Genomic DNA, 22026 nt, shown 5'->3' with positions numbered 1-22026 from the left:
TCGTACGACGTGCCGGTGCCACCTCCCCGGGCGCCGTACGGGCCGCGCCTAGGGACGCCATGCTTCGATCGGGTTGCCCAGCCAACGGGTGTCGTCGGGAACGGATTCCGCCGCCATGACGAGGGATGCGGGTCCCAGTGTGCTGCGGGCTCCGACGGTGCTGCCGGGCAGAACGATTCCGCCCGGGCCCAGGGTGGCGCCCTCACGGAGGACCACAGTATCCGTCCGCAAGATCCGGTCGTGGAAGAGGTGGGTCTGCAGCACACAGCCACGGTTCACGGTGGCGGCGTCCTCCAGCGTCACCAGGTCCGTCTCCGGCAGCCAGTAGCTCTCCACCCATACGCCCTTGCCGATCCGGGCGCCGAGCCCGCGCAGCCACAGGGACATCACGGGCGTACCGGCCACGGAACCGGCCAGCCACGGCACGGCCACCACCTCGACGAAGGTGTCGGCCAGCTCGTTGCGCCACACGAAGCCGCTCCACAGCGGGTGCTCACCGGTCCGGTGCCGGCCCACGAGCAGCCACTTCGCCACGATGGACACCAGACCGGCGACCGCGCCCGCGCCGAGCAGCACCACGCCGCCGAGCAGCCACGCCCACGCGCCCAGCGTGCTGAGCACGGCCACCGTCAGCACGGCCAGCGCGGCCGAGCAGAACACCGGGACGATCCGGCACAGCTCCACCAGACCGCGTGCCCACAGCAGCCGCTTGGGCGGATCGTACGTACGGCTCTGATCGCTGTCGCTCGTCGCACGCGGCAGCTTCACCGGCGGCAGCCCCAGATACGAGCTGCCCTTCTTGGCCTTCTTCGGCGTCGCGGACAGCACCCCGACCAGGCCGCCGTCCGGCACGGAGCGGCCCGGCGCGGTCATCCCGGAGTTGCCGAGGAAGGCCCGGCGGCCGATCTCCGCCCGCCCGATCCGCATCCAGCCGCCCCCGAGCTCGTACGGAGCGGTCAGTGTGTCGTCCGCGAGGAACGCGCCTTCGCCGACCGTGGTGAGGCTGGGCAGCGCGAGGACGGTGGACACCTCGGCGCCCCGCCCGATCTTCATCCCGAGCAGCCGCAGCCACACCGGCGTGACCAGCCCGGCGTACAGAGGGAACAGCGCCTCGCGGGAGCGGTCCATCAGATGCGTGACCGTCCAGGCCTGCCAGCCGATCCGGCTGTGCGTGGGATGCGTGCCCGGACGCAGGCTCAGACTGAGCAGCCGTACGAAGATCAGCAAGAGCAGAGCGTAGGCGAAACCGAAGGTCAGCGTCGCCGGCACCAGCGCGAGCGCGGCGCCCCGCAGGGCCTCACCGAGCCCGGCGTCCGGAGTGACGAAGACGCTCGCCACGAGGAGGGCGGCAAGGCCCGCGACCAGCGGCAGCGCCGTCAGGGCGAACCCGGTGGCGCCGTACATGATTCCCCAGTACGTCCCCTTCTGCGGGCGCTCCTTGGGCCAGTCCCGCTTCGCCTTGCCGAGCTTGACGGCGGGAGCGCCTGCCCAGCGCTGACCGGTGGGGATGTGCCCGGACACGGCGGAGCCGGGGGCCACCTCGGCCCGCTTGCCGACGCGAGCGCCCGGGAAGAGCATGCCGCGGGTGCCGACCACCGCGCCCGCGCCCACCTTGACCGGGCCGATCTCCAGCCGGTCGCCGTCCAGCCAGTGCCCGGACAGGTCCACCTCGGACTCGACGGCCGCACCGCGGCCGAGCTTGAGCATGCCGGTCACCGGCGGCAGGGAGTGCAGATCGACGTCGGGGCCGATCTTCGCGCCGAGCGCCCGCGCGTACCGCTCCAGCCAGGACCCGGTCAGCGAGGTCGCACCGCTGAACTCGGCGAGCCGCTCCGCCGTCCACAGCCGCAGATGCACGCTCCCGCCGCGGGGGTAGCGACCGGGCTTCACGCCTCGCAGGAGCAGCCGGGCACCACCCGCCGCGATCGCGAGCCGCCCAGGCGGACTGAAGAACAGTGCCGCCCCGGCGGCGACGGCCCACCAGGAAGTCTGAGGAGCCCAGGGGTACGCGCCGAACCAGTGCAGGGCGTTGCCGAGCGCGGCCAGCGCCACGGTCCAGCGCAGCCCGAGGATCGTGAACAGCGGGATGAGCAGAAGCAGTTGAACGACCTTGGCCCGCAGCGGCACCGGCGCGATCTCGCGGGCGGCGCCGTCGCCCTGCGCGGACTTCTCCAGATGCCGGGCCAGCTTGCGCAGCACGGGGTGCTGATAGATGTCGACCACGGCGGCGCTGGGATAGCGGGTGCGCAGCCTGGTGGTGAGCTGGGCGGCGGCCAGGCTGCTGCCGCCGATCGCGAAGAAGTCGTCCCGCGCGCTGCCCACGGGGATGCCGAGGACCTCGCTCCACTGCTCGGCGAGCCAGGCCTCGGTGCCGTACAGCTGCTCGGTGGGACCGCTCGTCTCCAGTTCGGGCAGCGGCCAGGGCAGCGCGTTCCGGTCGACCTTGCCGGAGGTGCGGGTCGGCAGCTCGTCGACGGGTGCGAGCAGCGGCACCAGGGCGGCGGGCAGTTCGGCGCGCAGCTTCTCGACGGCACTCGCGTGGTCCCAGCCGTCCTGCGTCACCACATAGCCGACGAGCAGCTGATTGCCGCTGCGCGCGCTGCGCACGGCGGCAGCCGCGCCCTGGACACCGGGCAGCGCCTGCAGCGCGGCGTCCACCTCGCCCAGCTCGATCCGCCGCCCGCCGAGCTTGATCTGCTCATCGGCCCGCCCGAGGAAGACCAGCCCCTCCGGCTCGGCCTTGACCAGGTCACCACTGCGGTACGCACGTTTCCAGCCCAACGACTCCAGCGGTGCGTACTTCTCCGCGTCCTTCTCGGGGTCGAGATAGCGAGCCAGACCCACCCCGCCGATCACCAGCTGCCCGCTGGCGCCCATCGGCACCGGCTCCCCGGCCTCGTCGACGACGGCCAGCTCCCAGCCGTTCAGCGGCAGCCCGATCCGGATCGGCTCCTCACCGGTCATCAGAGAGGCGCACGCGACCACGGTGGCCTCGGTGGGCCCGTACGTGTTCCACACCTCGCGTCCCTCGGTCACGAGCCGCTGGACCAGTTCGGGCGGGCAGGCCTCGCCGCCGAAGATCAGCAGCCGTACGTCGTTGAGGGCTTCCGGCTCCCACAGGGCGGCCAGCGTCGGCACCGTGGACACCACGGTGATCTCCTGCTCCACCAGCCAGGGCCCGAGATCGGCGCCGCTGCGCACCTGGGAACGCGGCACGGGCACCAGACAGGCCCCGTACCGCCAGGCCAGCCACATCTCCTCGCAGGAGGCGTCGAAGGCGACGGACAGCCCGGCCATGACCCGGTCGCCGGGCCCGATCGGCTCCTCGGTGAGGAACAGCTCGGCCTCGGCGTCCACGAAGGCGGCGGCGCTGCGGTGACTGACGGCGACGCCCTTGGGCTTCCCGGTCGAGCCGGAGGTGAAGATGATCCAGGCGTCGTGCTCGGTACCGGGCCGCGCGGCGGGAATCTCGCTCTTCTCGCCGACGGTCAGCTCGTGCCCGGCCCCGACGACCGCCCGTACTCCGGCCTCGCCGAACACCAACTCGGCCCGCTCGTCCGGGTCTTCGGCGTCCACCGGCACATAGGCAGCGCCGGCGGCCAGTACGGCGAGGATGGCGACGTACAGGTCATTGGTCCCGGAGGGGACGCGTACGCCGACCCGGTCGCCGAGGCCGACCCCGGCAGCGCTCAGGCGTCGCCGCAGGTTCTCGACCTCGACGGCCAGCGCCCGGTACGTCAGGGGACGACTTCCGTCGTCCAGGGCGAGCTCGTCCGGGTACGAGCGGACGGAGGCCTCGAAGACGTCGACAAGGGTGCGGGGAGAGGCCGCGGGGCCCGCGGAGAAACGTGCCGTATTGCCGAACTGTTCGCGGATCTCTGCGTCGAGCACACCGAGAGCACTGCTCTCGTGTATGGCTGTCATCGCGACCTCGCCTCTCGTTCCCGGAAACCTCCGGGGCGCTGGCGGGCCCGCAGGTCTGCCTGGGGTTGTCCGTTTCCAGCTCCGTAACAAGCCGGAAATCCTAGTACGACTCTGGACTCGCCCCTTGCGAGCAGCCACGCGGGAGGTCCGTTCGGGGTTGCCCATCGAAGGCGCCCACCCGCCGTGACCTCACGATCTGCCCCTCGGACGAGAGATCGCCCACACATCGGCCGAAGACGGACATCCAACGAATCATTAAGCACACCAATACGGGTACATTGCTTTTAAATTGGGCGTATCCAGCTAATTTTCCCCTCGTTGGGGAGTGCATGGCGACGACGAGCACGCAGGGCATGGTGGCATGAGCGGTTACTGGCCTCAGCCCGAGGACGGATTGGGCAGCACTCGATATCAGTCGGGCTCCTTCGGAGCGGACGTGCTCGACCCCACCGTCCCCGAAGCCCTGCACACCGAGTGGGACTTCGACCACGACCTGACCCGGCTGCTGCAGACCGGTGCCTCCGCCGCACCCGTCTCCGCGACGCCCGCCATCCCGCGCAAGCGGGGCGCCCGCCGCCGACCGAACCGGCTGGTGCGGAGCGTCCGTTGGTTCCGGAGGCCGTGGCTGAAGGTGCTGAGCCTGTCCATCGCGGCACTGACCGTGGTGACCGTGGGCATGGTGAGCGTGCTCGGCGCGTTGGTCGCCTACGATCCGTTGCGCCGCGTGGCGTCCCCGGGGGCCCATGGGCTGGCCGCATGGTGGCCGCTGCTGGTCTACGGGCCGTGGCTGGTGGCCTCGTTGTCCATCCTGCGGGCCGCGCTGCACTGCCGCCGCGCCGCGCACTCCTGGGCCGTGGTGCTGCTGTTCTCCGCCGTCGCGATGTGCCTGTGTGTCGCCCATGCGCCCAAGACGCCGCTCGCGATGGCGGTGGCGGCCCTGCCGCCGGTCACCGCCCTGCTCTCCTTCCAGCAGCTGGTTCGCCAGCTCACGCTCACCACCCCCGCCAAGCCGGTCCTGCCCCGCCAGCGGCAAGCCGGGCGACACGCCACCGACTGACTCCCGCACGCGCCCCGCTCCCGGGCGAGAGGTCCGGGAGCGGGGTCATTCCGGCTCACCTGCAACCCCGTAAAACAGCTTGTGCGGGCCGAGACTCAGCTCGGCCCGCACAAGTTGGGGTTTATCTTCAGTGTCCGAGGGGGGACTTGAACCCCCACGCCCGATAAAGGGCACTAGCACCTCAAGCTAGCGCGTCTGCCATTCCGCCACCCGGACAAGGTGTTGGTCGTGCGGGAATCACCCCGCGCCGACAGAGGAAACATTACCAGGCTTCCGGAGGCTCCCGATCACGGGCCGGCGGCGTGTGAACCCCGTGTGACGGGCCGGTCCCGGCCTTGGGGGAGGGGCGGTCGGAGAGGGAGGATGAGAGGGAGAAGCAGCAGTGAACCCGGGAGGCAGCAGCGTGAGTGAGTCGGACACGGCCAGGAACATCACCGGTGAGGACGAGGTCGTCGACCTCTGCCGCGAGCTGATCCAGATCGACACCAGCAATTACGGCGACCACTCGGGCCCGGGCGAGCGCAGGGCCGCCGAGTACGTCGCCGAGAAGCTCGCCGAGGTGGGGCTCGAACCGCAGATCTTCGAGTCGCACAAGGGCCGCGCCTCCACAGTCGTCCGGATCGAGGGCGAGGACCGATCCAGGCCCGGGCTGCTCATCCACGGCCACACCGACGTCGTACCCGCCAACGCCTCGGACTGGACCCACCACCCCTTCTCCGGCGAGATCGCGGACGGCTGTGTGTGGGGCCGGGGCGCCGTCGACATGAAGGACATGGACGCGATGACCCTCGCGGTCGTACGCCACCGGCTGCGCAGCGGACGCAAGCCGCCCCGTGACCTCGTGCTGGCCTTCCTGGCCGACGAGGAGGCCGGCGGCAAGTTCGGCGCGAAGCACCTCGTCGCCAAGCACCCGGATCTCTTCGAGGGCGTGACCGAGGGGGTCGGTGAGGTCGGCGGATTCTCCTTCACCGTCAACGAGAAGCTGCGGCTGTATCTCGTCGAGACCGCCCAGAAGGGCATGCACTGGATGAAACTGACCGTGGACGGCACCGCCGGACACGGTTCGATGATCCACCGGGACAACGCCATCACCGAACTCTCCGAAGCCGTCGGCCGGCTCGGCCGGCACAGGTTCCCGGTGCGCGTGACGAAGACACTGCGGCACTTCCTCGACGAGCTGGGCGACGCCCTCGGCACCGAGCTCGATCCGGAGAACATGGACGAGACGCTCGCCAAGCTCGGCGGCATCGCCAAGCTCATCGGCGCCTCGCTGCAGAACACCGCCAACCCGACCCAGCTGGGCGCCGGTTACAAGGTGAACGTGATTCCGGGCCAGGCCACCGCACACATCGACGCCCGCTATCTGCCGGGCTACGAAGAGGAGTTCCTCGCCGACCTGGACCGGATCCTCGGCCCGAACGTGAAGCGTGAGGACGTACACGCCGACAAGGCGCTGGAGACCACCTTCGACGGGGCCATCGTCGACGCCATGCAGACCGCCCTGTCCGCCGAGGACCCGATCGCGCGAGCCGTGCCCTACATGCTGTCGGCCGGCACCGACGCCAAGTCCTTCGACGACCTCGGCATCCGCTGCTTCGGCTTCGCCCCGCTGAAGCTGCCGCCGGAGCTGGACTTCGCGGGCATGTTCCACGGTGTCGATGAGCGGGTGCCGGTCGATGCCCTGAAGTTCGGCGTGCGCGTACTCGACCGCTTCATCGAGGCGTCCTGAACAACGATGTGTCCCGAATTAACACGCTGAAACGAAACTCCAATAATCGCCTGCGCGTGCGGAGTTGACTGAGAAGGGTGAATGGGCTCATAGGCTCGTAGCTCTATTACTCCCTCCTCGTTACAGGTGGTGCGACCCGTGACCAGGGTCGCATTGCCAACAAGGAGGAATAATGATCAAGAAGATCGTCGCTGCTGCGGCTGCCACTGGTGGCCTCGTTCTCGCTGGTGCGGGAGTTGCGGCTGCTGACGCGGGTGCCCAGGGTGCTGCCGTGCACTCGCCCGGCGTGCTTTCGGGCAACGTCGTTCAGGTGCCGATCCACGCGCAGACGAACGTGTGCGGCAACACGGTCTCCGTGGTCGGGCTGCTGAACCCCGCTTTTGGCAACACCTGCATCAACGCGTGACGTTGTGCCTCACCCCATGAGGGTCTGAGTTCGCGGCCCCGGAGTGCGCGCCACGCGTTCCGGGGCCGCCGACTTTCCGCATTCCGCGTACGTGCACTGGGTGCGTGCGCATTCCTGAAGCAACAAGGCAGGGAAAAGCTATGCGACAGGTCACCCGCAAGGGCCTGATGACCGTGGCGGCAGCCACCGGCGTCCTGGCCGTCACCGGCGGCTACGCGCACGCCGACTCCGGGGCGGACAGCTCCGCCTCCAACTCCCCGGGCGTGCTGTCCGGGAACTCCGTGGAGGCGCCGGTCAACGTGCCGGTGAACGTCTGCGGCAACACCGTGAACGTGGTCGGGCTGCTCAACCCGGCGGTGGGCAACAGCTGCGCCAACGAGGGCGGCGGCTCCGGCAACTCGTCCGGCGACAACTCGTCCGGCGGCGGCTCGCAGGCCGACGGACACACCAGTGACTCACCCGGCATCGGCTCCGGCAACCACGTGCAGGTCCCGGTGGACGTACCGGTCAACGTCTGCGGCAACGGCGTCAACGTCGGCGGTATCGGCAACGAGGCCGCGGACAACGACTGCGGCAACACCGGGGGCGGTCACGAGACGACGCCTCCCGGCAACGAGACGCCTCCGGGTGACCCGGAGCAGCCGGGCACGCCGCAGCCGCCGTCCGCTGACAAGGAGCAGGTAGGCGCTTCGACGCCGAACAACCGGGCCGGCGCACAGCCCCAGGGCTCCGCGCAGCTCGCGGCGACCGGCAGCGAGCTGCCGGTCGGCCTCGCGCTGCCGGTGGGCGCGGGCGCGCTGCTGGTGGGCGCCGTGCTCTACCGCAAGGCACGGGCCGCGGCGTAACCAGGCCCGGAAGGCACCGACCACCTGCTGAAACTTGAGCGGGCCCCGCGACCGCGGGGCCCGCTCAAGTTTCAGCCACTTCGTGTCACCACGTGGCACGCACCTGGCGGATGATCCGCCGGCGCAACCGCACCCTGCGGCTGCCGTCGGGGTGCAGGCTGAGGCGGTCCAACTCCCAGTGTCCGTACTCCGCATGGTCCGTCAGCAGGCGCGTCGTTTCCTTGCGGGAGACCCCGCGCGGCACGTACACGTCGACAAATTCGTATTCCGGCATCGCATCTATTGTGCGGGCAGAGGCCCGGTACGGATAGCGTCTGCACTATGTCTGATGCTGCGCAGCCCACCGCTGCCGAGGTACGCGCCGCCGCCGAGGCGATCAAGGCTGCGCTCGACCGCCACCTTGCGGCGGTCGAGCGCAGGTCGGGTGAGGACGACCCGGCCGTCTACGAGGCGTTCAACGAGCTGGCTTCGGCCGCCGAGGAGTACGACGAGCTCCTCTACGACCGCTATGACGAGGTCACGCCCTTCGAGATCCCCGGTACGGAAGACACACTGCCGCCGTACACCGGGCCCGAGGAGCCGAACGCGCTGAGCGTGCTGATCCGCCGCGACTACGCCGTCGTGGAGCCGCAGCGGCTGCTGGCGCAGGCCCAGCGGGTGGAGGCCGTGGAGGAGTCGGGGGCGGCGGCCGCGGGCTTCGACGCGGCGGCCGGCACCGTGCACGGTGCGCTGGGCGTGCTGTTCGGCGAGTTCGAGCCGGACGAGATCGCTTCCCGGCACAAGGAGTTCGGCCTGGAGGAGGGCGACTCCACACTGTGGGTCACCGCCGCGGACGAACCGGCCGACCCCGGCGAATGGCTGGAAGCCCCCTTCGAGCAGGCCGACCCCCAGCGGATCGTCTGCCGCTTCGACGTCAGCGCGGTCTTCGACGAGGAGACCGACGACGACCTGGACGAGAGCAGCGAGAACGGCCTCGCTCGGTCCCTCGGCCGGGGCCTGGACGACGACGAGGACTTGGAGCCACTGAACGCGGATCGCTTGGACGCGGAGCGCTGAGGGCAGGCTGTGCGGGTGGCGGTCACGGGCTGGTCGGCCCGGTGACCGCCACCGGCGTTTTCGGGGCCTCCGCCGGTGGTTCGTGCGGTGTCGGCGGCCCTGTGGGCGCCGCGGTCAGCGCCAGTGCGGGGATCAACCGGCCGTCGGGACCTGGGTCTTGAGCAGAGTGGGCAGGCGCGTGGTGCGGGGCTTGGCGGGGATCTCCGCCACCGCGTGGGGCAGGGCCTGTTCGACGCCGTGGACCACGGAGAGGTGGCTTTCGGCGCGGCCGAAGGCTGTGTAGATCCACGGTCTGGTCAGGGCCTGGGCGGCGTCGCCTGGCAGAACCACGATCGCGGCGGGCCAGCGTCGGCCGACTGCCTGGTGCGCGGTGAGCGCCCAGCCGTGGCGTACGGACTGCTCGACCTGTTCCTTCGGTACGACCACGGAGGCGCCCGCGCACTCCAGGTGCAGCCCCTCGGCGTCGGCCTTCACCACGTGACCGGGCGCCGTACGGCCCGGAGCGGGCGCGTAGGCGATCCGGTCGCCGGGGTCGAAGCCGCCGAAGCGGCCCGGGCCCGGGTTGAGCCGCTCCTTCAGCGCGGCGTTCAGCACCCGGGTGCCCGCCGCGCCGCCATGGCCCGGCGTGATCACCTGGGTCTGCTCCGCCGGGATCCCGAACGCCCGCGGCACCGAGTCCGCGACCAGCTGCACGGTGCGGTGCACCGCCTCGCCGGCGTCGCGCACCGGGACGATCACCACCTCCTTGCCGGGGGCCTCCACCTGGTTCAACTCGCCCACGCCGATGCCCGAGACCAGCTCACCGATCGGGCCGGGGTCCGGTGTCCGCGAGGCGATCTGCGGGCACACCCGCGCCGCGAGCAGATCGGCGAAGACCCGCCCGGGCCCCGCCGACCACAGCACACCGGGGTCACCGCTCAGCACAAGGCGTGCCCCGTCGGGCAGCGACTCGGCCAGCATCGCCGCGCTCTCCACGTCCAGCTGGGGCGCGTCGAGCACGACCAGCAGATCGGTCTTCAGCATGCCGTCCGCGTCACGGCCAGGGCCCTCGGCCCCGGACAGCAGGCCCGCGACGGTGGCCACGGTTTCGTGGGGCTCGGCTGCCGGCTCCTGCTGCTCGGCCGGCGCGAGCAGTGCTGCGAACCGCTGCCGTCCGTCCACGCTGTGTGTGGCCGCGCACACGCGCAGCCCCATCGCCCGGGCAGCGGCGACCAGGGCCGCCGGTTCCGCCCGGGACGCCTCTCCACCGGTGTGGAGCACGAGGCCGTGGCCCGCGACGGCGCGGATCAGCTCGGCGGCGGAGCCGGTCGCGGCCGACTCCCAGTCGTCGGCCGAACCGTCCTCCTTGGGCAGCGAGTTGACCACGCGCGCGAGCCCGTCGGCGAGGCTCTCCTCGGCGAGCGCGTACCGCTCCAGGCCGATGAGGACGCGTACCGGACGCTCCTGCTCTCCCTCCTCGGCCTCGTCACCGGACTCTCGGGGCGCCACGGGTGCGCCCGGCTCGTCCAGCGCGTCCTGGAAGACCAGCGCGTCCCCCTCGGCGATGGCGCTCTGCACGGCGGCGTCCGGATCCGGCACGGCGCGCTGCGCGAGCGCGGCGCTGAGCGTCGGAGCTTCCAGGGCGGTGTGTCCGACCAGGGCGGCCTGCTCCAGGAGCCATACGGTGACCGCCCGGCCCCGCCGCTCGTCGCCGGGCCCGCACTCCGCGCCGAGCAGCGCCCGCGCGAACCCGTCCGCCTGCTCCGGCCGCACCCCCGCCACGCGCAGCAACTGCCAGGGATCCTCGCGCAGTTGGCCGTGAGCTCCCTCTCCGAGGGCCGCGGTGACCTGCGGTGCGAGCACTTCGGGTGCGCCGCCCTCGAGGAGCACGGCCCGTACGGCATCGACGGCCTCGGTCGGCACCGGCGCGGCGGCGGACGAGGTCATGGGCTGCGGCCGTCGCACCGGCTCGGGCGCGCCCCTGTGCGGCGCCGGCTCCGCCTCGCTGAAGACGCCCCCACCGGGCTTCTCCCCGCTCTCCACCGCACGCACGGCCGCGAGCAGATCGGCTGCCGTCCCGCTCAGCTTCTTCCCGCTCTCGACGGCCTTCTTCTCGGCCTTCCGTCGCTCGATCCGCTCCCGCAGCTCCCGCTGCGCGGCCAACTCGGCCTCGGCCTCGGACAGTTCACCGCCCGCGCCGGATTCCCCCGCAGCGCCAGAGGGGCTCTCCTCAGCGTCCTCACGGTCGGCCACGGTGCCGCCCTCACCGGCCGCGCTGTCGGCGGCAGCGCTGCCCTCGACGTCCTCTCGGTCGGCTGCGGCGCCGGCCGGGTCGNNNNGGCCCCCCGCCCCCGGAGCCCGAGTCGGCCCCCGGGCCGGCGGTCGGCGTCCCCGGCTCGGCTTCCTCCGTGGCAGCGGGCTCCATGCCGGCGGGATCCGTGGTCACAGCGTGCTCCAGTGGTGATCGGGATAGCGGTGCACGGGCGCTGACACGTCGTCGAGCGCTCGGCAGATCTCGTCAGGAAGACTAAGGGCCTCCACTGACAACGCGGCCGTGAGCTGCGGTGCGTTACGCGCGCCGATGATGGGGGCGGCGACGCCGGGCCGGTCGCGGACCCACGCGAGGGCCACCTGGAGCGGTGTCACCGCGAGCCCGTCCGCGGCGGTCGTGACCGCGTCCACGATGCTGCTCGCCGCCTCGTCCAGATACGGCGCGACGAAGGGTGCCAGATGCTCCGACGCACCCCGGGAGTCCGCGGGCGTACCGTTTCGGTACTTGCCCGTCAGTACGCCCCGGCCGAGCGGCGAGGACGGGAGCAGCCCGATGCCCAGGTCCATGGCCGCGGGCAGCACCTCGCGTTCGACGCCGCGTTGCAGCAGTGAGTACTCCATCTGCGTACTGGACAGCCGGGTCCGTATGCCGGGCGCCGCGAGCTGCCAGGTCGCCGCCTTGGCGAGCTGCCAGCCACAGAAGTTGGACACCCCGGCATACCGGGCGCGACCGCTGCTGACCGCGATGTCGAGGGCCTGGAGGGTCTCCTCCAGCGGCGTCTCCGGATCGAAGGCGTGGACCTGCCAAAGATCCACATAGTCCGTGCCGAGCCGCGCCAGCGAGGCGTCGAGCGCGGAGAGCAGATGCCCGCGCGAACCGTCGAAGCGCCGGTCCGGATCCGGCACGCTCCCCGCCTTCGTCGAGATCACCAGGTCCCGGCGTGGCACCAGCCCTTCCATGAGCTGCCCGAGCAGATACTCGGCCTCCCCGTCGCCGTACACGTCCGCCGTGTCGACGAGGGTGCCGCCCGCCTCCCAGAACGCCTTCAACAGGTCCGCGGCGTCATGCTCGTCGGTGTCCCGGCCCCAGGTGAGGGTGCCGAGCCCGATCCGGGACACACGCAGGCCGGTACGGCCGAGATGCCTCTGCTCCATGTCGGCTGAGATTACTGGCCCGAAGTCAGTGCGGGGGAACCCTGTGGACAACCAGGATCACCCGAGCCCGAAGCCGTCCCCGAAGCCGTCCCCGCCCGGGCTCCCTGCCACCGGGTCCGAGGGCGCGCTAGGGTGCCGCACAAGGGACGTTACTGATCAGTAAGGGGAATCGGCCATGCAGCTCGGGATCAATCTCGGCTACTGGGGCGCCGGAATGGACGCCGACAATCTCACCGTGGCCAAGGAGGCCGACCGTCTGGGCTACGCGGTCTGCTGGGCCGCCGAGGCGTACGGCTCGGACGCGGCCACCGTGCTCACCTGGGTCGCCGCACAGACCGAGCGCATCGACGTCGGCTCGGCCATCTTCCAGATCCCGGCCCGCCAGCCGGCGATGACCGCGATGACCGCCGCGACGCTCGACTCGCTCTCCGGCGGCCGCTTCCGCCTCGGCCTCGGTGTCTCCGGACCGCAGGTCTCCGAGGGCTGGTACGGCGTCAAGTTCGACAAGCCGCTGGCCCGCACCCGCGAGTACGTCGAGATCATCCGCAAGGCGATGACCCGCGAGCGCCTGTCGTACGAGGGCGAGCACTGGACGCTGCCGCTGCCGGACGGTCCGGGCAAGCCCATCAAGCTGACCGTGCACCCGCAGCGCGAGCACATCCCGCTCTACATCGCGGCGATCGGCCCCAAGAACCTGGAGCAGACCGGCGAGATCGCCGACGGCGCCCTGCTGATCTTCCCCTCCGCCGAGCACCTGGAGGAGACCACGCTGCGGCACCTGCGCGCGGGCCGCGAGAAGGCCGGCCTGACGATGGACGGCTTCGACGTCTGCCCGACGCTGCCGATCGCCCTCGGCGACGACAAGGACGTGGCCACGCTCGCCGACACCTTCCGCCCGTACACCGCGCTGTACGTCGGCGGCATGGGCAGCCGCAAGCAGAACTTCTACAACCAGCTCGCCCAGCGCATGGGCTACGAGAAGGAAGCCACCGAGATCCAGGACAAGTACCTGTCCGGCGACAAGCAGGGGGCCGCATCCGCCGTACCGCACGACCTGATCGACAAGACGACCCTGCTGGGCTCGGTCGACCGGATCGCGGACCGGATGAAGTCCTACGCCGAAGCCGGAGTCACCACCCTGACCCTCGCTCCCGCGGGCTTCACACTCGACGAGCGTCTCGCCTCGCTCCGCGCCGGCACTCAGGCCCTCGAACGCGCCGGACTGTGACACCGGATCGACCGCGGTAGGTTTCTGCGGCCGTGGTGGGGGCTCGGGGGTCTTCCCCGCCACGGCCGTCACGGGAACAACGCGCCGACGGCCCCTGTGGTTACGCGTCGCAGAGGCCTCGGGCGTCCATCGTTCGGCGGATTTGTCCGACACAGGTGTTGCCGCGCCCCTGGCAGCGCATTTGACTCGTTCTTTGCGGAGTTCCGGGAGTTCTGCAGAGAAGGGGCAGTGATGCTTTCGGCCAAGAGTCTGTTCCAGGAGATCCTCGACAACGACGAGTCGTTCCAGCTCTTCTGTTCCATCGCCGCCAGCGGGGAGTCACAGGGGGGCTGGGAGAACGCGCGCATCGCGGCTCTCGTACCGGACAGCGAGCGCGCGCTCGCACCCAAGATCACCCGCCACGGCGCCGACGAGGACAAGCACGGGCGCATCTTCAACGCCCTCATGAAGAAGCGCGGCCTCGAACCTGTCGAGATCCCGCCCGCCACCGACTACACCATGCTCCTGGAGAACAACGGCATCGGCCTCGCCCACGAGAAGCTCAAGGGCGACCAAGCGCTCACCGTCGAAGACATCGTCACCTACCTCGCGCACAGCAGGGTCACCGAGCAGCGCGCCTCCGAGGAGATGGAGCTCCTCCGCAAGCACTTCGCCGACCATCCCGACCTCGGCCGAGCCGTCAAGATGATCTCCAACGACGAGGACAACCACCTCGCGTACTGCCACGAGGAACTGTTGCGTTTCGCGGCGGCGGGCCACGGCCGGATGATCCAGCGCACCCTGCGCGAGTGCGCGCTCGCCGAGATCCGTATCTACCGGGACGTCAGCCTCGCCGTGATGGCCGGCATGGGGCGCATCCTCGGCTGGTCGAAGGCCAGGTCCGGCGTCCTCGCCGCGGGCATCCACGCCGTCTACCTGTACGAGCGGCTCGGCGGCTGGCGCCGCATGGTCTCCCTGAAGATGCCCGAGCGTCGCGACGCCCTGGGCGGGCCGGCATCGGCGGCACCCGAGTTCGCGTAACGGCACGAGCCACGTGCGCGTGCCGCTCGTACCCGACACGAGTACGGGGCACGCGCGCGTGGAGGCCGACAAGTGACCCCGCGGAGCTCCGGTGCCTCCCGGACCGGGACGCATCCCGGCGGCGGCTTACGCTGGGCCGCATGCCCACGTTGATCCTTGTCCGGCACGGACGTTCCACCGCCAACACCGAGGGACTGCTCGCCGGGTGGACGCCCGGCGTCTCCCTCGACGAGCGCGGCGCCGAACAGGCCGCCGAGCTGCCCGGGCGGCTCGCCGGGCTGCCGATATCCGAGGTCGTCACCAGCCCCTTGGAGCGCTGCCAGGAGACCCTGCGCCCCCTGCTCGACGCCCGGCCCGAACTGCGCGCGCACACCGAAGAGCGCATCGGGGAGTGCCACTACGGCGACTGGTCGGGGCGCAAGCTCGCCGAGCTGATGGACGAGCCGCTGATGGAGGTCGTACAAGCGCATCCGTCCGCCGCCGCGTTCCCGGGCGGCGAGTCGATGCGGGCGATGCAGACCCGGGCCGCCGAAGCCGTACGCGAGTGGAACGCGCGCGTGGAGCGCGATCACGGCGCCGACGCCGTGTACCTCATGTGCTCGCACGGCGACATCATCAAGTCCCTCGTCGCGGACGCACTGGGGCTTCATCTGGACCTCTTCCAGCGGATTTCCGTAGAACCGTGTTCCATCACCGCGATCCGCTACACACGGCTGCGGCCGTTTCTCGTACGCCTCGGGGACACCGGTGATTTCGCCTCCCTCGCGCCGCGCGAGGAGCCTCCGGGCGGTGACGCCACGGTGGGTGGCAGTGCGGGCGCACCGTGATCGTCAGCCGCAGTAGGGTGAAGCGGTCGAAGCAGCGCAGCAGTTGTCAGCAGCAGACGCAGTCGATGGCAGAAGCACTCGATCCAATGGAGACAGGACGTGTCCCGTCAGGTGTTCCTCTACGACCCACCGGACCGTTTCGTGACCGGTACGGTCGGGCTGCCCGGGCGCCGTACCTTCTTCCTGCAGGCCGTCGCCGGGCCCCGGGTGACCAGCGTGGCTCTGGAGAAGACGCAGGTGGCGGCGCTCGCCGAGCGGATGGACGAGCTTCTCGACGAGGTCGTACGACGTACGGGAGGCAGTGCGGCCGTCCCGGCGGTGGCCCCGACGGAGGTCTCCGACACCGCCCCCCTGGAGACTCCCGTGGAGGAGGAGTTCCGGGTCGGCACCATGGCGCTGGCCTGGGACGGTGACGAGCAGCGCATGATCGTCGAGGCGCAGGCGCTCGTCGAGCTGGACGCCGACTCCGAGGAGGACCTCGCCGCCGCCGAGGAAAGGCTCCTGCAGGACGAGGAGAACGGCCCGCCGATGCTGAGGGTCCGCCTCACCGGCGCGCAGGCCAGGGCCTTCGCCAAGCGCGCCCTCGACGTCGTCAACGCGGGTCGGCCGCCCTGCCCGCTGTGCAGTCTCCCGCTCGATCCGGAAGGACACGTATGTCCGCGCCAGAACGGATACCGCCGCGAGGTGTGACGACCACGGCCGAGCTGCTCGCCGAGGGCGAGCTGACGGTGCGCGGCCAGGTGCGTGAGGCCTCCAACGCGGTTCTCCTGTGCGATGTGACGTACGAGGACCGCACCGAGCCCTGCGTCTACAAGCCGGTCGCCGGCGAGCGCCCGCTGTGGGACTTCCCCGACGGCACCCTCGCCCAGCGGGAGGTCGCCGCGTACGAGGTGTCCGAGGCGACCGGCTGGGGGCTCGTCCCCACCACCGTGCTGCGCGACGGGCCGTACGGCGAGGGCATGTGCCAGCAGTGGATCGAGCCGGTGCCCGGCTCCGAACTGCTCGCGCTGGTCGACGGCGAGGAGCCCGGCGAGGGCTGGAAGGCCATCGGGTTCGCCGAGGTGGGTGAGGGGCGTACGGCGCTGCTCGTGCACGCCGACGACGAGCGGCTGCGCAGGCTCGCCGTACTCGACGCCGTGATCAACAACGCCGACCGCAAGGGCGGGCATCTGCTGCCCACCGCCGAGGGGCAGCTGTACGGCATCGACCACGGGGTGACCTTCAACACCGAGAACAAGCTGCGCACGCTGCTGTGGGGCTGGGCGGGGGAGAAGCTCACCCCTGAGGCCGTCGACGTACTCGCAGGGCTCAAGGACGCCCTGGACGGGGCGCTGGGCCGGCGGCTGGCCGAGCTCATCACACAGGCCGAACTGGACGCCACACGCGCGCGTGTCGCCGATCTGCTCACCACGGGACGGCATCCGGAGCCCTCGGGGGAGTGGCCCGCGATCCCGTGGCCGCCCGTGTAGTACGGCCGGCACGGCGACGCACACGGCAGCCGCGTACGCAAGAGGGCCTTCACGGCCACCGGGCCCGATGCGGTTCGTATACGGATGATGCGTCCGGTTAGGCTCAAGACATGTATGCCTGGCCCGCTTCTGAGGTCCCCGCCCTGCCTGGACAGGGCCGCGACCTCCGGATCCACGACACCGCGACCGGGGGTCTGATCACCCTCGATCCCGGCCCCGTCGCCCGTATCTATGTCTGCGGCATCACTCCGTACGACGCGACCCACCTCGGTCACGCGGCGACCTACAACGCGTTCGACCTCGTCCAGCGCGTGTGGCTCGACACCAAGCGGCAGGTTCACTACGTCCAGAACGTGACGGACATCGACGATCCGCTTCTCGAGCGCGCCGCCCGGGACGACATCGACTGGGTGGCGCTCGCCGAGAAGGAGACCGCCCTCTTCCGCGAGGACATGACCGCCCTGCGGATGCTGCCCCCGAAGCAGTACATCGGCGCCGTCGAGGCGATACCCGGGATCGTCCCGCTCGTCGAGCGGCTGCGTGACGCCGGAGCCGCGTACGAACTCGAGGGCGACGTCTACTTCTCCGTGGAGGCGGACCCGCACTTCGGGAAGGTGTCCGGGCTGGACGCCGCCGCGATGCGGCTGCTGTCCGCCGAGCGCGGCGGTGACCCGGAGCGTCCGGGCAAGAAGAACCCGCTCGACCCGATGCTGTGGATGGCCGCCCGGGAGGGCGAGCCCAGCTGGGACGGCGGTTCGCTCGGGCAGGGCCGGCCCGGCTGGCACATCGAGTGTGTCGCGATCGCCCTCGACCACCTGGGCATGGGTTTCGAGGTCCAGGGCGGCGGCTCCGATCTCGCTTTCCCGCACCACGAGATGGGGGCCTCCCATGCGCAGGCGCTGACCGGGGAGTTCCCGTTCGCGCAGGCGTATGTGCATGCGGGCATGGTGGCGCTCGACGGTGAGAAGATGTCGAAGTCCAAGGGCAATCTGGTCTTCGTGTCGAAGCTGCGGCGCGACGGCGTCGACCCGGTGGCCATCCGGCTCGCCCTGCTCTCGCACCACTACCGGGCCGACTGGGAATGGACCGACCAGGTCCTCCAGGACGCCCTCGCGCGGCTGGAGCGCTGGCGGGCCGCCGTGTCGCGGCCCGACGGACCGGCCGCCGACGCGCTCGTCGAGGAGATCCGCGAGGCCCTCGCGAACGACCTGGACGCGCCCGCCGCGCTCACGGCCGTCGACCGCTGGGCAGCCCGTCAGCAGGAACAGGGCGGCAGCGACGAGGGCGCCCCCGGCGTCGTATCGCGTGCGGTGGACGCGCTGCTCGGGGTGGCCCTGTAAGGCCGGCGAGCAGGTTCGGAAGCAACCGAGGGCGGTGCGCCGTGTGCGCACCGCCCTTGTGGTTCCGCTCTTACGGCTCAGTCCTCCGACGAGTCGTCAGCCGAGCCCTCGTCATCGGCCCCCGGGCGCTGCGGCTTCGGCGGCCGGGGACGGCCGCCCGGGTTGTCCCTCAGGAACGGGGCGGGATCGCCACTCTCCGTGGCATGCCCGCCGGCCTGGCCTGCCGCCGGGCCATTGCCGTCCCGCCGCCGCAGATAGCGCTCGAACTCGCGGGCGATCGCGTCACCCGAGGCCTCGGGAAGCTCGGCGGTGTCCCGGGCCTCCTCCAGCGACTGAACGTACTCGGCGACCTCGCTGTCCTCCGCGGCCAGCTGGTCCACGCCCAACTGCCAGGCCCGCGCGTCCTCGGGCAGCTCGCCCAGCGGGATACGCATGTCGATGAGGTCCTCCAGGCGGTTGAGGAGGGCCAGCGTCGCTTTCGGGTTCGGCGGCTGCGAGACGTAGTGCGGGACGGCCGCCCACAAGGAGACCGCCGGTACGCCCGCGTGCGTGCACGCCTCCTGGAGGATGCCGACGATGCCCGTCGGCCCTTCGTACTTGGTCTCCTCAAGGTCCATGGTGCGGGCCAGGTCCGCGTCGGAGGTGACGCCGCTGACCGGGACCGGACGCGTGTGCGGGGTGTCGCCGAGCAGGGCGCCCATGATCACCACCAGCTCCACGCCCAGCTCATGGGCGAAGCCCAGGATCTCGTTGCAGAACGAGCGCCAGCGCATGGACGGTTCGATACCGCGGACCAGGACCAGGTCACGCGGCTTCTCGCCGCCGACCCGGACCACGGAGAGCCGGGTCGTCGGCCAGGTGACCTTGCGTACGCCGCCGTCCAGCCACACGGTGGGCCGGTTGACCTGGAAGTCGTAGTAGTCCTCGGCGTCGAGCGCCGCGAAGACCTCGCCCTTCCATTCCCTGTCGAGATGCGCGACCGCGGTGGAGGCGGCGTCGCCGGCGTCGTTCCAGCCCTCGAACGCGGCCACCATGACCGGGTCGACCAGCTCGGGAACCCCCTCGAGCTCGATCACCCAGCGCCTCCTTCCGACGTGCCCTCACGTACGCCCCAACCTTACGGCGTGCATGCGGAGCGCCCGCAGCCCCCTTACATGGGGGAGTGAACGCATCACTGCCCCGTTCGCCACCCCGGAACACCCTCCAGTCATCCGAGCTGTGATTGCCCGTTCCTCACAGGGTGCTGCGCAGCCACTGCTCCACGCTCGCGATGTGCACCGTCGCCCAGGAGCGGGCCGCCTCCGCGTCGCGGTCGCGCAGGGCCGCGAGGATCGCGCGGTGCTCGTGCAGGGTGCGGCTGACCGCGTCCTCCTGGGTCAGCCCGCGCCAGATCCGGGCCCGGGTGGTGGGCCCGGAGAGACCGTCGAGGAGCGAGCAGAGCACGGAGTTGCCGGAGCTCTGCACGATGCCGCGGTGGAACTCCAGGTCGCAGGCGACGAGTTCCTCCACCGAGGGCGCGGCGCCCAGCGCGTCCAACTGGGCCGTGAGCGCGTCCAGTTGCTGCTCGCTGATGCGCATGGCGGCCATCGAGGTCGCGGCCGGCTCCAGGATGCGGCGTACGGCCAGGAACTCCAGGACCGTGTCGTCGCGGTGGAAGTCGACGACGAAGCTCAGCGCCTCCAGGAGGAGTTGCGGGTCCAGGCTGGTGACGTAGGTGCCGTCGCCCTGCCGTACGTCCAGGATGCGGATCAGGGACAGCGCCCGTACGGCCTCCCGCAGGGAGTTGCGGGACAGGCCCAGATCGGCGGCGAGTTCGCTCTCCTTGGGGAGCCGGTCGCCGGGGCGCAGCGCGCCGGAGACGATCATTCCCTTGATCTTTTCGATCGCCTCATCGGTGACTGCCATGGCGGGCCTCCCTGTCGATCAGATATGTCGCTCAGACATCCGATGTCTCATTATGGGGCCTCGATGGCCCTGGTGAGGCCCGTGCGGGACGAGCAAACACGACATGGGGGAGGGGCGGCTCCACCGGGTGGAAGCCGCCCCTCGGGCCGGACCGCGCGCCCCTACTTCTTGTCGAGAAGATCCTGCACCGTGCCGCGGACCTCGTCCGTCGCGAGCCCGCGGATCGTCAGTGTCGTACGGCGGCGCAGCACGTCGTCCGCCGTCTCGGCCCACTCGTTGTCCCGGGCGTAGACGACCTGCGCCCAGATCTCCGGGGCGTCCGGGTGGACACGCTCGGAGAGCTCCGGGTCGTCGTTCGCGAGGCGGGCGATGTCGAAGGCCAGCGAGCCGTAGTGGGTGGCCAGGTGCCTGGCGGTGTCCGGTGCCATGCGCGGCCCTGGTGCCGGGTGGTCGACGAGCAGGCGGTGTGCGACCGCGCGCGGGTTGGCGACGCCCGGCAGCGGCAGCTTCTTCGGCAGCTCGGAGACCGGCTCGAAGTCCTCGCCGAGCGGACGGCCCGGCAGCGACTCCAACTGCCTCATGACCGTACGGCCGATGTGGCGGAAGGTCGTCCACTTGCCGCCCGCGACGGACAGCATGCCGCCCGCGCCCTCGGTGACGACCGTCTCCCGCCTGGCCTTCGAGGTGTCGCCAGGACCGCCGGGCAGGACGCGCAGACCCGCGAAGGAGTACGTGATCAGGTCACGGGACAGCTGCTGGTCGCGGATCGAGAACGCGGCCTCGTCCAGGATCTGCGCGATGTCCTTCTCGTTGACCGCGACGTCCGCGGGGTCGCCCTCGTACGCCTCGTCGGTCGTGCCGAGCAGCAGCATGTCCTCCCAGGGGAGGGCGAAGGTGATGCGGTACTTGTCGATGGGGGTGGCCAGCGCGGCCTTCCACGGCGAAGTCCGCTTGAGGACGAGGTGCGCGCCCTTCGACAGACGTATGGAAGGCGCCGCGTTCGCGTTCTCCATCCGGCGCAGGTGGTCCACCCACGGCCCTGTCGCGTTGAGCACAAGGCGTGCCGACACCCCGAACTCGCTGCCGTCGAGGCGGTCGCGCAGCTCGGCGCCGGTCACCCGGCCCCTGGTGAAGCGCAGCCCGGTGACCTCGGCGTGGTTCAGTACGACGGCGCCCGACTCGACGGCCGCGCGGACCGTCATCAGCGCCATCCGGGAGTCGTTCATCTGGTCGTCGCCGTACACGGCCACGGCCTTGAGGTTGTCGGTACGCAGCTCGGGCACGTCCTGCGCGGCCTTCGACGGCGAGAGCAGGTGCCCGACACCATCCCCGAACGCCGACAGCGCGGAGTAGGCGAAGACGCCCGCCCCGAGCTTCGCCGCGCCGTGCGGCCCGCCCTTGTACACGGGGAGGTAGAACGTGAGCGGATTCGCCAGGTGGGGGGCCACCTGGCGGGAGACCGCACGGCGCTCGAAGTGGTTCTCCGCGACCAGCTTCACCGCGCCGGTCTGCAGATAGCGCAGACCGCCGTGGAGCAGCTTGGAGGAGGCGGAGGAGGTGGCACCGGCGAAGTCGCCGGCGTCGACCAGGGCCACCCGCAGCCCGGACTGCGCGGCATGCCAGGCGGTGGAGATGCCCAGGATGCCGCCGCCGATGACGAGGAGGTCGTACGTCGCCTTGGAGAGCCGCTCCCGGGTCTCGGCGCGGCTCGGGTGAAAGCCGGAGGCCGGGCGCGTACCGAGGGCAGGTACGGACTGCAGGGTGGACTGACTGGTCATGCGGATTCTTACTCCTTGTCAGAGCTTCTCGGAGCGC

At 71.0% G+C, this 22026-nt stretch carries 18 protein-coding genes and 1 tRNA gene; 11 read left to right on the top strand and 8 right to left on the bottom strand.

Translation table 11 applies throughout. The features are described from left to right. Positions 1-48: 48 nt before the first annotated feature. Positions 49-3924 (bottom strand): Pls/PosA family non-ribosomal peptide synthetase, encoded by a 3876-nt coding sequence (locus IEZ21_RS24555; protein ID WP_189324048.1) that lies wholly within the window; start codon positions 3922-3924, stop codon positions 49-51. Between the two features lie 361 nt (positions 3925-4285). Here IEZ21_RS24555 and IEZ21_RS24550 point away from each other — a divergent pair, with 361 nt between their 5' ends. Continuing rightward, positions 4286-4981: a DUF2637 domain-containing protein gene (locus tag IEZ21_RS24550; RefSeq protein WP_189324047.1), complete on the top strand. Its 696-nt coding sequence runs from the start codon at positions 4286-4288 to the stop codon at positions 4979-4981. Between the two features lie 131 nt (positions 4982-5112). Here IEZ21_RS24550 and IEZ21_RS24545 read toward each other — a convergent pair. Continuing rightward, positions 5113-5197 (bottom strand) — tRNA-Leu (locus IEZ21_RS24545). 187 nt (positions 5198-5384) lie between these two features. Between IEZ21_RS24545 and IEZ21_RS24540 the strand changes: the two genes are divergently transcribed. From IEZ21_RS24540 to IEZ21_RS24530, 3 genes are all read left to right on the top strand, one after another. Continuing rightward, positions 5385-6710, top strand: a complete 1326-nt coding sequence (locus IEZ21_RS24540) for a M20/M25/M40 family metallo-hydrolase (protein WP_189324046.1) — start codon at positions 5385-5387, stop codon at positions 6708-6710. Between the two features lie 172 nt (positions 6711-6882). Then, on the top strand, positions 6883-7116 hold the full coding sequence (locus IEZ21_RS24535; protein ID WP_189324045.1) for a chaplin: 234 nt from the start codon (positions 6883-6885) through the stop codon (positions 7114-7116). A gap of 140 nt (positions 7117-7256) precedes the next feature. Then, on the top strand, positions 7257-7961 hold the full coding sequence (locus IEZ21_RS24530; RefSeq protein WP_189324044.1) for a chaplin: 705 nt from the start codon (positions 7257-7259) through the stop codon (positions 7959-7961). An 85-nt stretch (positions 7962-8046) separates the two neighbouring features. Here IEZ21_RS24530 and IEZ21_RS24525 read toward each other — a convergent pair whose 3' ends face one another. Beyond that, the gene (locus IEZ21_RS24525) at positions 8047-8235 is read right to left on the bottom strand and encodes a DUF5703 family protein (protein WP_033323315.1); all 189 of its coding nucleotides are present in this window, start codon (positions 8233-8235) and stop codon (positions 8047-8049) included. 47 nt (positions 8236-8282) lie between these two features. On the opposite strand from IEZ21_RS24525, the gene IEZ21_RS24520 reads away from it, so the two are divergent. Next, positions 8283-9017, top strand: coding sequence for a hypothetical protein (locus tag IEZ21_RS24520; protein WP_189324043.1), 735 nt, complete (start codon positions 8283-8285; stop codon positions 9015-9017). 132 nt (positions 9018-9149) lie between these two features. Here IEZ21_RS24520 and IEZ21_RS24515 read toward each other — a convergent pair whose 3' ends face one another. Further along, positions 9150-11411: a helix-hairpin-helix domain-containing protein gene (locus IEZ21_RS24515; protein ID WP_246568103.1), complete on the bottom strand. Its 2262-nt coding sequence runs from the start codon at positions 11409-11411 to the stop codon at positions 9150-9152. A gap of 27 nt (positions 11412-11438) precedes the next feature. Beyond that, complete coding sequence (locus tag IEZ21_RS24510) at positions 11439-12422, bottom strand: aldo/keto reductase (protein WP_189324042.1); 984 nt, start codon at positions 12420-12422, stop codon at positions 11439-11441. A 175-nt stretch (positions 12423-12597) separates the two neighbouring features. On the opposite strand from IEZ21_RS24510, the gene IEZ21_RS24505 reads away from it, so the two are divergent. The 6 genes from IEZ21_RS24505 to mshC all read left to right on the top strand — a co-directional run bounded on the left by IEZ21_RS24505 (position 12598) and on the right by mshC (position 18306). Then, on the top strand, positions 12598-13650 hold the full coding sequence (locus tag IEZ21_RS24505) for an LLM class F420-dependent oxidoreductase (RefSeq protein WP_189324041.1): 1053 nt from the start codon (positions 12598-12600) through the stop codon (positions 13648-13650). Positions 13651-13881: 231 nt separating this feature from the next. Then, a complete protein-coding gene (locus tag IEZ21_RS24500; protein WP_189324040.1) occupies positions 13882-14670 on the top strand; it encodes a ferritin-like domain-containing protein in 789 nt (262 codons plus the stop codon). A gap of 140 nt (positions 14671-14810) precedes the next feature. Beyond that, on the top strand, positions 14811-15497 hold the full coding sequence (locus IEZ21_RS24495; RefSeq protein WP_189324039.1) for a histidine phosphatase family protein: 687 nt from the start codon (positions 14811-14813) through the stop codon (positions 15495-15497). A gap of 99 nt (positions 15498-15596) precedes the next feature. After that, positions 15597-16187: a DUF3090 domain-containing protein gene (locus tag IEZ21_RS24490; RefSeq protein ID WP_189324038.1), complete on the top strand. Its 591-nt coding sequence runs from the start codon at positions 15597-15599 to the stop codon at positions 16185-16187. Next, the gene (locus IEZ21_RS24485; protein WP_189324037.1) at positions 16151-16966 is read left to right on the top strand and encodes an SCO1664 family protein; all 816 of its coding nucleotides are present in this window, start codon (positions 16151-16153) and stop codon (positions 16964-16966) included. The genes IEZ21_RS24490 and IEZ21_RS24485 overlap by 37 nt, the downstream gene beginning before the upstream one ends. A gap of 110 nt (positions 16967-17076) precedes the next feature. Beyond that, positions 17077-18306 carry a cysteine--1-D-myo-inosityl 2-amino-2-deoxy-alpha-D-glucopyranoside ligase gene (gene mshC / locus IEZ21_RS24480; RefSeq protein WP_189324036.1) on the top strand — a complete coding sequence of 410 codons (1230 nt, stop codon included), beginning with the start codon at positions 17077-17079 and terminating at the stop codon, positions 18304-18306. Between the two features lie 77 nt (positions 18307-18383). Here the strand turns inward: mshC and IEZ21_RS24475 are convergent, their stop codons facing one another. The 3 genes from IEZ21_RS24475 to IEZ21_RS24465 all read right to left on the bottom strand — a co-directional run bounded on the left by IEZ21_RS24475 (position 18384) and on the right by IEZ21_RS24465 (position 21989). Then, positions 18384-19382 (bottom strand): PAC2 family protein, encoded by a 999-nt coding sequence (locus IEZ21_RS24475; protein WP_033323331.1) that lies wholly within the window; start codon positions 19380-19382, stop codon positions 18384-18386. Between the two features lie 157 nt (positions 19383-19539). After that, positions 19540-20211 carry a FadR/GntR family transcriptional regulator gene (locus tag IEZ21_RS24470; protein WP_189324035.1) on the bottom strand — a complete coding sequence of 224 codons (672 nt, stop codon included), beginning with the start codon at positions 20209-20211 and terminating at the stop codon, positions 19540-19542. 161 nt (positions 20212-20372) lie between these two features. Then, complete coding sequence (locus IEZ21_RS24465) at positions 20373-21989, bottom strand: glycerol-3-phosphate dehydrogenase/oxidase (RefSeq protein ID WP_189324034.1); 1617 nt, start codon at positions 21987-21989, stop codon at positions 20373-20375. Positions 21990-22026 lie beyond the last annotated feature (37 nt).

The sequence above is a fragment of the Streptomyces flaveus genome (genome assembly GCF_014647675.1).
Lineage (GTDB): Bacteria > Actinomycetota > Actinomycetes > Streptomycetales > Streptomycetaceae > Streptomyces > Streptomyces flaveus.
The sequence above is the reverse complement of the archived record's forward strand: the minus strand, read 5'-3'. Positions and strand labels throughout refer to the sequence as shown.

Bases quoted from the DNA above. Each gene is read 5' to 3' on its own strand.
- IEZ21_RS24555 (WP_189324048.1), bottom strand. From the start codon at position 3,924: ATGACAGCCATACACGAGAGCAGTGCTCTCGGTGTGCTCGACGCAGAG.
- IEZ21_RS24550 (WP_189324047.1), top strand. From the start codon at position 4,286: ATGAGCGGTTACTGGCCTCAGCCCGAGGACGGATTGGGCAGCACTCGA.
- IEZ21_RS24535 (WP_189324045.1), top strand. From the start codon at position 6,883: ATGATCAAGAAGATCGTCGCTGCTGCGGCTGCCACTGGTGGCCTCGTT.
- IEZ21_RS24530 (WP_189324044.1), top strand. From the start codon at position 7,257: ATGCGACAGGTCACCCGCAAGGGCCTGATGACCGTGGCGGCAGCCACC.
- IEZ21_RS24525 (WP_033323315.1), bottom strand. From the start codon at position 8,235: ATGCCGGAATACGAATTTGTCGACGTGTACGTGCCGCGCGGGGTCTCC.
- IEZ21_RS24520 (WP_189324043.1), top strand. From the start codon at position 8,283: ATGTCTGATGCTGCGCAGCCCACCGCTGCCGAGGTACGCGCCGCCGCC.
- IEZ21_RS24510 (WP_189324042.1), bottom strand. From the start codon at position 12,422: ATGGAGCAGAGGCATCTCGGCCGTACCGGCCTGCGTGTGTCCCGGATC.
- IEZ21_RS24505 (WP_189324041.1), top strand. From the start codon at position 12,598: ATGCAGCTCGGGATCAATCTCGGCTACTGGGGCGCCGGAATGGACGCC.
- IEZ21_RS24500 (WP_189324040.1), top strand. From the start codon at position 13,882: ATGCTTTCGGCCAAGAGTCTGTTCCAGGAGATCCTCGACAACGACGAG.
- IEZ21_RS24495 (WP_189324039.1), top strand. From the start codon at position 14,811: ATGCCCACGTTGATCCTTGTCCGGCACGGACGTTCCACCGCCAACACC.
- IEZ21_RS24485 (WP_189324037.1), top strand. From the start codon at position 16,151: ATGTCCGCGCCAGAACGGATACCGCCGCGAGGTGTGACGACCACGGCC.
- mshC (WP_189324036.1), top strand. From the start codon at position 17,077: ATGTATGCCTGGCCCGCTTCTGAGGTCCCCGCCCTGCCTGGACAGGGC.
- IEZ21_RS24470 (WP_189324035.1), bottom strand. From the start codon at position 20,211: ATGGCAGTCACCGATGAGGCGATCGAAAAGATCAAGGGAATGATCGTC.
- IEZ21_RS24465 (WP_189324034.1), bottom strand. From the start codon at position 21,989: ATGACCAGTCAGTCCACCCTGCAGTCCGTACCTGCCCTCGGTACGCGC.